Below are 9,719 nucleotides of genomic sequence, written 5' to 3' on the forward strand. Positions count from 1 at the left end.
CGTCACCGGCCGGCATCGCCGAAGTTCTATCAAATTAGGGTAACGCGTAATGTTATTTTGAATTAAATGTAATTTTAACTTGGGTTTCAGGGAAATATAACTTTGGAGATAAAATGTTTAAATTCTACAATGTTTCGACATTTGACTTGGTGGGCCATGTCGATATCTGCGCGCGTTCCCTCACTGCTTTGCGATGGCGATGCCGTGGGAGACCACCCACCAGGACGAGAAGGCGTCGAGGATGCGCCTTCTGTCCTTCCAGATAGGCGCCGCCGGTCCGCGCACTCGACGGCATGGCCGGCTCGACCGCGTGCTGGGTGAAGGCGCGCCAAAAGCCAAGCGGTTCAGGCGTGGAACCTCATCGAATGCCTCCCTGCTGGCATGTTCACGCCCGATACCCTCATCATCCGCGCCGATGTCCATATCGTCGATATCCAGCCCGTCATCAGCCGGCGCCTCGAACTGCCCTTGGAGCTCAATCTCCCCCAGCTTCATGAAGTGCTGCAGGCGACATTCGGCTGGACCGACAGCCATCTCCATCAGTTCGATATCGGAGGGGCTGACTTATGGCGCCCCCGAGTTCGACCCGGATGGTTTGTCGGAACGCCAAGTCTGTGAGGCAAGCAACGTCCGGCTCGTCGACTTCGACATCCCCTACGACGCGCCGCTGCTCATCTCTACGAGTACGACTTCGGCGACAGCTGGACCCATGCCATTGAACTAACCGCCAAGCCCCGCGAGGCCGGCGGCAAATATCCACGCTGCATCGCTGGACAGCGATCCGGTCCTCCCGAAGACGTTGGCGGACCACCGGGCTATGCCGATTTTCTTGAAGCTTGGTATGACCCGCGAACCAAGAACACAAGCACATGCGCCAATGGGCCGGTCGAAAATATAACCCTGACAACTTCGATCTCGACGCAAACAAAAAGGCAATCGCTCGCGTACTCCCCGATCAAAAGGTGGCTACCGCTTCCGAAACGAAACCTGACGACCGGCCATGTCGGTTGTCGTCACCCGGCCATCGAAATTGTCGTTGAGGATGAAAAGGATGCGTCATCCGCCACGTGCGAATCATCAAGCGACGATCACGATCACTACGAGAGCGTCACAGGAATATTCCTCAAGCAATGCCCCCCCGTCACCTTCGCCCCATGGTTTTCTTGGAAGTCCTCCCCAAGTGCCAAAGCCGCGACTGTGCGAGAATACCTCATGACACCGGATTGCGTGCGCGCGACAGGGCCTCAACATCCGGCGGGACCGCCGCCCACATTACTGCCGTGCAGGCGGTCAAGACCTCCTTCGCTGGCGCAAATCTAGGCTCGTGCAGAGCTACCCGGGCGCATGTCGTACCGCCGCCCTCGGAGCCTGCAAAAAAGGCTATTCTTGCGATTATGCAAAGGTTTGCCCAATCGGCAAGGACGCGCTCTTCGCAGGCTCCGACGGGGGGCGAGTATTTGGCCGTGATTGCGTCGCTGATGGAGACCCAAACTCAATGACGTCGAGCCGCTCGGCTACTTCGCAGGATCGCCAACGGCCACCCGAACCGCAAGATCGACCACCTTCTATCCTGGGCCCAGATTGCCAAGTCGGACATCAGTCCGTGGCCTCTTGACGACGTTTGCATCGGTACTTGGCGAACAGAAAATCCTCGGCGATGGTGTGGTCGATAGCAACCCGGCCCGTCTGCGGTTTGCCGAGCTGCGCCACCAAGCCGCGCGGAAGGATCGCCAGATGCAGCGTTGGGCCGAGCTGGGCTACAGTCGGATGAATCCAACGCCGTCCTCAATCTCAATTTTGGTGCCAAATGGCTGCCAGAGCTTCTGTAGCCGCTCTAGATGTTCAGTCCCACAGTGTGATGGTAGCGTTGATGCCGCCATCGACAAGGACAGACTATGGGACAGACACTTCACGGGAGCGCCACGACCACTCACGCGGTCCGAGCTGCGATACAGCGATCGAAAGCTTCGATCCAAGAATTGAGCGGACGCTACGGCATAAACCCCAAGACGGTGACGAAGTGGAAGAAGCGCGACTTCGTCACCGACACGCCGATGGGTCCGAAGGATGTGCGCTCGACAGTGCTCTCAAAGGAAGAGGAAGCGCGAAAAGCGTGTCGATTCACGACGAATTCCTTTCTTTAAGTGTGGATGTCCGGGTGGGCGCCCAAAACAGGCTCGCACTCCAAACTACTTCTTGGGTGGCTTTGGAGGAGATCGGTGCACGTCCCCAACATGACCTCGGCCGCCGCCATGCCCACCGTCTCGATGAAGGTCGGGTGCGGATGGATCGTCTTGCCGATATCTTGGCCATCGGCGCCCATCTCGATGGCCATGCCGACCTCACCGATAAGGTCGCCTGGCCCACGCCCACGATCCCGCCGCCGACGATCCGCCCGGTCTCCTTGGAAAAGAGCAACTTGGTCATGCCGTAGCGGGGACGGGACTTCCAACGTCGCCTTGTCGGATTCGAGTGTGATGATCGGCTGGTCGGCGCCGACGGCGCCCCCCCACGGCGACCAGGATCTCGACGACGGGAACGTCCTTGTAGTCGCCGCTGTCCGGCAACTCGATCGTCTTTCCGACCGTGTCGCCCATGCTGTCGATGGCGCGGTAAAGATACATCCATTCTCCACGCACCTTGATGTAGGTCTCGTCGACATGCCACTTGCCGGTTACTGCGCGCTTGCGCCGGTTGAAGCGCTCCGGAGTAAGGGCGAGAAACGGACGACCCAACGGTGGATTGTCGAATGATCGACGCCGATGCCACGCTCGACCATCATTTCCTTCAGATCGCGCAGGCTCAGCCCATAGGCCAGTACCAGCGAACGCAAAGCAGGATGACGGATCGATCGAAGTGGCGCCCCTTGAAAATCTGTAAACCTCCGAACATTGAATCACCGAAGAGCTTTGACAGACAGCGGGTCACCAAAGAGTTTGCAACAAAGCCTTCGCGGCGACCAGATCGCAATGATTTTTCAGGAGCCGATGACGAACCCGGTCTATACGGTCGGCCACCAGATCGCCGAGGCGGTGCAGATCCACACGAAAGCGTCCCGCTCGGTGGCCATGGCAAAGGCCGAAGAGATGCTCCGTCTCGTCCGCATCGCGGACCCGGAACGGCGCGTCAGCAACTATCCCCATGAAATGTCAGGCGGCATGCGCCAGCGCGCCATGATCGCCATGGCTCTCGCCTGCTCGCCGGAACTGTTGATCGCCGACGAGCCGACGACCGCGCTTGACGTCACCATCCAGGCACAGATCTTGCGGCTCATCGTCGATCTGAAAGAGCACGCGGGAACGGCCGTCATGTTTATCACGCACGATCTGGGTGTTGCCGCCGAGACCTGCCAACGCGTGATTGTTATGTACGCTGGCCGGATCGTTGAGCAGGCGACCGTAATCGATCTGTTTGCGCGACCGGCGCATCCCTACACTCAGGGCCCCATGCGATCGGTGCCTGACGGGCGGCGCGGCCGACAGCGCCGCCTTCCAGAAATTCCCGGCATTGTCCCAAGCCTGCGCGAGCCCATTGTGGGCTGCTTTGCGCCTCGCTGCCCGTTCGCTATCGACATTTGCCGCGACAAGACGCCCGCCCTGCGTGATGTTAGGGCGCACCCCACGCGGCATCGACCGCGCCGTCTTCGCCAAGCTCGTCGCCGGCGACTGGATCGACCGTCATGAGAATTGCATGGTCACGGGCGCAACCGGCCTGGGCAAGAGTTGGCTGGCTTGCGCGCTCGGTCACAAGGCCTGCCGCGACAATCGATCGGTGCTGTATCATCGCGTCCCGCGTCTCTTCGAGGCGCTCGCCTTGGCACGCGGCGATGGACGCTATGGCCGGCTGCTCAAGACGCTCGGCCGCGTTCAGCTCCTCATACTCGACAGCTGGGGCCTGTCGGTTCTCAATGCCGCCGAGCGCCGCGACCTCCTGGACATCCTCGACGATCGCCATGGCCGCGCTTCCACCAATCGTCACCAGCCAAATCCCCGTCCGGCACTGGCACGACGTCATCGGCGATCCCACCCTCGGCGACGCGATTCTGGATCGCCTCGTTCACAACGCTCACCGCCTTCAACTCACTGAAAAACACAGCGCCCACGCTCTTGACGCAGCCGCAAACACCTGAATCAATAAACAAGCCGGTCGAAGCGGCCGCTCATGATCGCGTGAAATGGCTGCTCACAATCAGCGAAATGCGCATCTTTGCGCAGCAGAAATTCCGCATGGGCCTGTTTGTCTGCACGATCGGCATCGCCCGCGGCATGGCCAACCTCGCCTACAATCTCACCCGCTTCGTTTGGCACCAGGGGCGAACTGCGTTCGCATGACGGCGAGAGCGGCGGAAAAAGCCGCCGCGATGTCGAAATCGGCAACCAGCATCAGCCCCAACGACCGCAATCCAGCCCGCAATCCAGCCACCGCCGCGCGTCAGGCTGTTCGCAACCTCATTGCCGCACCACCCGCCTCTGGAAATGCCGGTAGTTCGAGATGTCCAGTTGGATCAATCCCACGCCGTTCTCGATTCCGATTTTGGTGCCATAAGGCTCCGAGAGCTTCTGGAGCCGTTCCAGAATGGCTGTTGCTTGCGGGGCGGGGGCGAGACGCGGCACGCCCCGGTTCGCAAACCTCTCGGACCGTCGCAGCTCGATTGGATAGAGCGACAAATGGGCGAGCTGATTGTCCTCAAATCGGCTGACGGCAACAATGCTCTCATAGAATTCCACGCCAGACTGGGGGCCTACTAACCCTTCTACCGTCGGGTATCCTTTTGCCATCTCATTGACCGTCACCTCGGCATCTGTATCGAACCGTGGGTCCTTGCCGTATGCGTCGAACATATCAGCGCCGACCGGCGTTCGGATGTCCTGGCAGAAGAAATTTCCCAGGCTATAAAAGATGGGGCGTCCTTCATAAATCTCTATTCCTCGCAGGATATGAGGCCCATGTACGATGTATGCGTCTGCGCCAGCATCGATGACCTGTCGGGCAAACGACTGCTCGTAATCAGGTGGATCTCGGCTCCATACCCCGGGTTCGTGCCCGTGGTTCGTCGCAATGCAAAAGTCGGAGAATTGCTTACCCCGACGAATGTTCCGCAAAATATCGGCGACGTCGCGCGTGTCAGCTTCGAAGCTGTAACCGGCCCTCTCGCCAGCCCTGTAAATCGTCCGGCCAAGTACGACCTTGTCGGGATCTTTGTCGGGGGGATTGTAACCCGGAAGCACTTCGCGGACACGCCTCAAGTCTTCAAGCATTTCGCCCGGAAGCAGAGTGCTTTTCGTCAAGCGCAGGGCGTTGAGTCCGGGTCTTCCGGGCGCCGCTCCAGCGGGATCGCACGCACGAGCCATCGGGCTGAACGTCGTCGCAAACGAGATCATCCCCACGCGACCGCGCGGGGTCTCCAGAAAGCGGGCTGCACCGGCCTGGCCGAGAGTTTCCCCCGCTCCTGCGTGGACAATCCCGTTCGCCTCGAGGGCCCGGGTGGTCTCGCGCATACCTTCGACGCCCCAGTCAAGTGTGTGGTTATTCGCGCGACTCACCATATTGAAGCCCATCGTCTTTAAGTCAGGTCCCAGCTCCGGGGCACTGATGCAATACGCACCGCCGTACTCAGCCTGCGGGCATCCCTTTGACTGAACGTCCAAGACGTTGGTTTCCAAGTTGCCGAACGTCACATCAGCCCCGTTGAAGATCCTGAGAACATCGGCGAGGCCCGGATGATAGCCTTTTGTTACGGGCCGCGCGTAAAGAAGGTCGCCAACCGCCGCCATTGTGAAGCCGTCCGCAACGTTCGTGGCAATCGAGCCAACCGTATCAAAGCCGCCATCCTGCTCGATTGGATCGCGATCGCTCTCGTGCGAGTGTCTTTCCATATGATTTCCTCGTTTCGGTTAATAAAGTTTACCGTGACAGCGCTTGTTTCTAATGCCTAATCAGCGCGAAAGAGGCGAAGCTGTTAGACTATGCCGCATCAATCGCCTGCGTCGCGACGTCCGTGGCCTGAGCGCGTAAATGACAGGCTACGAACTGCGTTCCGCCGAAGTGCCCCAGGGTCCTTGCCGACTGGCTGGCGGCCCAGGCAAGTGCCCGTTCGCCTTCTACATCTTCAAGCCAAAGATAGGGATCATCGTCGGGAGCATTCAGCGTTGGACGGAAATCGAATGTGGTCATGTCCGGACAACCCTAGGAAAGAAAGCGCAAAGGCTTCCGTCGGCTCGGGAACGCTCAGTGTTCGCGGCGGCGACCGCATGTTCGAAAAGCGTGATCATGGGATGAGTTCTTCTCAGTCGGTGCGGCGCGGCAGTGCGTTTGCAGATAGGACAGCATGTGTCGTGCCAACTAGGAAAATCGTTTCAGAACAATGCGATCACTCTGATAGCGTTGTGTCTCATGTCCGACATAGTCGAAGATCCGACAATGACTACAACCGTATCCTTGCAAGTCACCGATTTGGCATGAACCGGGCGCTACCATCCCATCCGCAGCAGGTGGGCGATCCCACGCGCATCTTTCCGGTCGGTCTTCACCGTCATCGCCGAGAGTGCCGCCTTCACGTGCCGTGTCTCGAGCAGAACCACGTCGCGTCCGGCGGCCACAAGCCCGGCATGCAGCCAGTGCGACAATGGCCCGGCCTCGAGCCCAATGCGACTAACAGACAATTGCAGTTCGGCGAAATAGCGGACCAGCGCCTCCGGCTCGCTGGCGATCTTGACCTCCTGCACGATCGTTCCGGTCGTGTCCACAATGCACACGCTGCTCTCTTCCAGAGAGATATCGGTTCCCTCATAGCGTTCGATGGCTGTTCCTCTCATGATGTTTGGAGCCGATTGCTCGGACTCCGTTTCATCACCATCATCTGAGGGACAGCCACCCAACCTGGCTATGCTCGCGAAGGCCGGCCCATTACGGCATCTAGCCGGCCTGTGCGATCGGGCGGCCGCACGAATCGCTTTCGCCCGGCGTATTTTCGCCATTTCGTCGAACACGCTCTCGATTGAAAAACGAGGCTACCGGAAATGTTAAATGACAGTATTATCGGAAATATAGACTCAACATAGTTTTAATATATAATGCCTTGATGTTACCATCAATTGGGTGTTGTATTCAATTCAACTCTGATATTTGGAATTGCACTTAGGAACAAATCAAATCGTGACTGTGCTATGAAAGGAAGGGCAGTGTCTGCTGTAGAGGCTGAAGGAAGCGCCGTGCGCGCCGCTCATTTTCGCAACGGCCAACAAGCCGGCTATCAGGTGGACGTCTACGACATCGATCCCGCGGCTGCGAAATACGTGCTGGAAAAGGGAGCCCGGTGGCATGACGCACCGCGCCACGCGGCCCGCAATTGCGAGATTGTCATCACCTACCTCCCGATGCCACGAGACGTCTTTGACAACATGACGAGCGAGCAAGGCGCTTTGGCCGGAATGCCAGCGGGCAGCGTATGGATCGACACATCCACGACAGATTACCACAATACGATCGAGATCGTCCGTCGGGCGGCAGCAATTGGCGCGTATCCGCTAGAAGCGCCCGTGAGCAGCTTATCCCACATGGGGGTCGATTTTGCCAATGTCAGCTTTTTCGTCGGCGGGCCTTCGGAAGTCTATGGGCGTTGCGAGGCGGTGTTGCAACCAAAGGGAGCCGTCTCCTTTCATGTGGGAGACATCGGCCAGGGCCAAGCAGTCAAATTACTGACGAACCTGCTCTCTTCAACTGCAGCCGTTGCGAGCGGCCACGCGCTCTGCCGAAGCGTGCGCGAGGGCATTCCAGCGCAGCAGGCGTGGCGCAAATTTGTCGGTTCTTCGGCAAACTCCGTTGCAGTCGAGCAGTTCGCCCCGTTTCTCCTAGATGGCAGCTACGATCGCTCTTGCACTCTGGAGATCACGGTGAAGGATATGGGCTTGACCGTTCAACTGGCCGACGAACTCGGCGTGGGACTGCCGATCGGCCGCGCCGTCGAAAAGCGCTATAGCCAGGCGGGACGGAAGTTCGACCGGTACGATAACCATCTGCGTGTCGTCGAACTCGGGGAAGCGGCCTTCCGCGTTCGACTGCAAGTGCCGGGGTATCGCGCGCCATCCAAGTACGGTGCCGATCCCGCGCATCCGCCAGACCAAGAACTCCTTCCCGTCGGAGGGACCAAACCGAAGCGCGAGCATGTGTTTCCGCTCCACGATGTCCCGCTCAGCGACATCCAGATAGGCTTGCGCGAGTGTCTGCCTAGGGAACTCACCCACAGCAACTGCCTGATCCTTGACGAGGCGTTTGATCTCGGACGCTGCATGGGCCTGAGCAATGCCCTGATCTACGACGTGATCACTCGGAGCGTAAGCGCCTCCGCTTGGCGGGACAACCATACTGGGCAGTACGATAACGAACAGCTTGTCATCCAGCCGCGGCCGTTGCGCCGCCGACGATTATGCCGCATCTCATCTGCCCCCGTACGGAGGAACTGTCATGAACACCCGCGATCAGCAGACGAAACTGGAGCAAGCTGCGCGAAAGCGCCTCAAGGATTTCCACGCCCTCGACAGCGACGCCGATCGCTTGGCCCACTTCTATCGCGCATGGGCCAGTTCCTACGAGTTGGATGTTGGGCGCGGTGGGTATTGCGGGCCGATGATCGTGGCGGAACTGGCGGGTGCCGTGCAAACAGCCTATTTGGAAACGCAGCGAGCAGCCATCGCAATCCTGGACGCTGGCTGCGGAACGGGCCTCGTCGGCGTGGAACTGGAACGCCTCGGCTTCCGGTTGATCGACGGGATCGACCTCACCGAGGAGATGGCCGAACAGGCCAGGCAAACACGCGTCTACCGCCACGTGAGAGGCGCCGTCGACCTAAACGCTCCGCTCTCTGACTACTCCAGCGCGAGCTATGACCTCACCGTCTGCTGTGGCGTCTTCACGCTCGGACATGTCCGACCGGACGCGCTGCGCGAACTGGCTCGCGTCACGCGCCCAAACGGATTCATCATTGCAAGCACCCGCAAGAGCTATGCGGAGACCGCATGCTTCGAAGACGAGGCGCGGCGTCTCCAGGATGCGGGCGTGCTTGTGACGGCACAGTGTCTAAAAGACGGCAAATACATCAAGAAAGACGTCGCACACTATTGGGTTTTCCAGGTGACCCATAAAGCCAACGCACCAACGGAGAAGCGACTATAACCACGCTACCGCAAATCTCACTGGCGAAACTGTCAGCCGATGCAACGCGACACGAAGAGCGCGAGCGCCTACGCCTGGCCTGGCCTGGCCTGGCCTGGCCTGCGAGGAATACGGGTTCTTTTACCTTGTCGAGCACGGCATCCCGAATGAACAGACGCCTTTTATGCGACCTTAGGAGCGCAACCCATGAACATTCGTTAGGTGTGGACTTGCCAACTCAAGGTCAGCTTGGCCTAGATGAGGTCATACGCCGCCAGTTCTCGAATGACCCCAGTTGGGCCGTTTGCTAACGGCAGGTTCAGTGCAAGCAGGTGCGGGACTACTTCCTTCATTCACTCGCGGGTCGGCGCTTCGGATATTGATACTAAAGACTGGCTACCATTTATGCACCGAAACCGCGCTGAATTGGCATCGATTTCATCTAGAGCACGTCCTGTTTAATCCGGTTCATATCCTGCGGCTTTGAAGTAGTTGGCACATTCGGCTGGGGTGAAGAGGTCGACGACCGCGCCGACCGCGTCCCACAGAGTCTTGATGGTTCTCTCGGC

General features: G+C 59.0%; 5 protein-coding genes and 9 pseudogenes. 7 read left to right on the forward strand and 7 right to left on the reverse strand.

Going from position 1 to position 9,719, the window contains the following annotated elements; all coding sequences use genetic code 11:
- Positions 1–381: 381 nt before the first annotated feature.
- Both JQK88_RS37675 and JQK88_RS33455 read left to right on the forward strand, forming a co-directional pair.
- Positions 382–1,320, forward strand: a pseudogene (locus JQK88_RS37675) (plasmid pRiA4b ORF-3 family protein).
- A gap of 575 nt (positions 1,321–1,895) precedes the next feature.
- A pseudogene (locus JQK88_RS33455) lies at positions 1,896–2,105 on the forward strand (IS481 family transposase); the annotation flags it as partial.
- 35 nt (positions 2,106–2,140) lie between these two features.
- Here the strand turns inward: JQK88_RS33455 and JQK88_RS37840 are convergent.
- Both JQK88_RS37840 and JQK88_RS33465 read right to left on the reverse strand, forming a co-directional pair.
- Positions 2,141–2,433, reverse strand: a pseudogene (locus JQK88_RS37840) (oxidoreductase dimerization domain-containing protein); the annotation flags it as partial.
- A 149-nt stretch (positions 2,434–2,582) separates the two neighbouring features.
- Positions 2,583–2,892, reverse strand: a pseudogene (locus tag JQK88_RS33465) (IS6 family transposase); the annotation flags it as partial.
- Between the two features lie 50 nt (positions 2,893–2,942).
- Between JQK88_RS33465 and JQK88_RS33470 the strand changes: the two are divergent.
- From JQK88_RS33470 to JQK88_RS33480, 3 genes and pseudogenes are all read left to right on the forward strand, one after another.
- Positions 2,943–3,683, forward strand: a pseudogene (locus tag JQK88_RS33470) (ABC transporter ATP-binding protein); the annotation flags it as partial.
- Positions 3,577–4,129: pseudogene (locus tag JQK88_RS33475) on the forward strand (ATP-binding protein); the annotation flags it as partial. The pseudogenes JQK88_RS33470 and JQK88_RS33475, both read left to right, overlap by 107 nt.
- A 40-nt stretch (positions 4,130–4,169) precedes the next feature.
- A complete protein-coding gene (locus tag JQK88_RS33480; RefSeq protein ID WP_203280832.1) occupies positions 4,170–4,331 on the forward strand; it encodes a hypothetical protein in 162 nt (53 codons plus the stop codon).
- Between the two features lie 117 nt (positions 4,332–4,448).
- On the opposite strand, the gene JQK88_RS33485 is transcribed toward JQK88_RS33480, so the two are convergent.
- The 3 genes and pseudogenes from JQK88_RS33485 to JQK88_RS33495 form a co-directional block, all read right to left on the reverse strand.
- Positions 4,449–5,876, reverse strand: a complete 1,428-nt coding sequence (locus tag JQK88_RS33485; RefSeq protein ID WP_203280833.1) for a CapA family protein — start codon at positions 5,874–5,876, stop codon at positions 4,449–4,451.
- Positions 5,877–5,964: 88 nt separating this feature from the next.
- On the reverse strand, positions 5,965–6,174 hold the full coding sequence (locus tag JQK88_RS33490; RefSeq protein ID WP_203280839.1) for a hypothetical protein: 210 nt from the start codon (positions 6,172–6,174) through the stop codon (positions 5,965–5,967).
- 218 nt (positions 6,175–6,392) lie between these two features.
- Positions 6,393–6,800, reverse strand: a pseudogene (locus JQK88_RS33495) (IS110 family transposase); the annotation flags it as partial.
- Between the two features lie 366 nt (positions 6,801–7,166).
- Between JQK88_RS33495 and JQK88_RS36665 the strand changes: the two are divergent.
- Positions 7,167–7,967, forward strand: a pseudogene (locus JQK88_RS36665) (NAD(P)-dependent oxidoreductase); the annotation flags it as partial.
- Here JQK88_RS36665 and JQK88_RS36670 read toward each other — a convergent pair.
- Complete coding sequence (locus JQK88_RS36670; RefSeq protein WP_246750160.1) at positions 7,851–8,243, reverse strand: hypothetical protein; 393 nt, start codon at positions 8,241–8,243, stop codon at positions 7,851–7,853. The pseudogene JQK88_RS36665 and the gene JQK88_RS36670 overlap by 117 nt on opposite strands.
- 220 nt (positions 8,244–8,463) lie before the next feature.
- Between JQK88_RS36670 and JQK88_RS33505 the strand changes: the two genes are divergently transcribed.
- Positions 8,464–9,171, forward strand: coding sequence for a class I SAM-dependent DNA methyltransferase (locus tag JQK88_RS33505; protein WP_203280834.1), 708 nt, complete (start codon positions 8,464–8,466; stop codon positions 9,169–9,171).
- Between the two features lie 437 nt (positions 9,172–9,608).
- Here the strand turns inward: JQK88_RS33505 and JQK88_RS33510 are convergent.
- Positions 9,609–9,719: pseudogene (locus tag JQK88_RS33510) on the reverse strand (IS630 family transposase); the annotation flags it as partial.

The organism is Mesorhizobium caraganae (assembly GCF_016836705.1).
Taxonomy (GTDB): Bacteria; Pseudomonadota; Alphaproteobacteria; order Rhizobiales; family Rhizobiaceae; genus Mesorhizobium; species Mesorhizobium caraganae.

Coding starts and splice junctions, on each gene's coding strand:
- JQK88_RS33485 (WP_203280833.1), bottom strand. CDS start 5,876: ATGGAAAGACACTCGCACGAGAGCGATCGCGATCCAATCGAGCAGGAT.
- JQK88_RS33490 (WP_203280839.1), bottom strand. CDS start 6,174: ATGACCACATTCGATTTCCGTCCAACGCTGAATGCTCCCGACGATGAT.
- JQK88_RS33505 (WP_203280834.1), top strand. CDS start 8,464: ATGAACACCCGCGATCAGCAGACGAAACTGGAGCAAGCTGCGCGAAAG.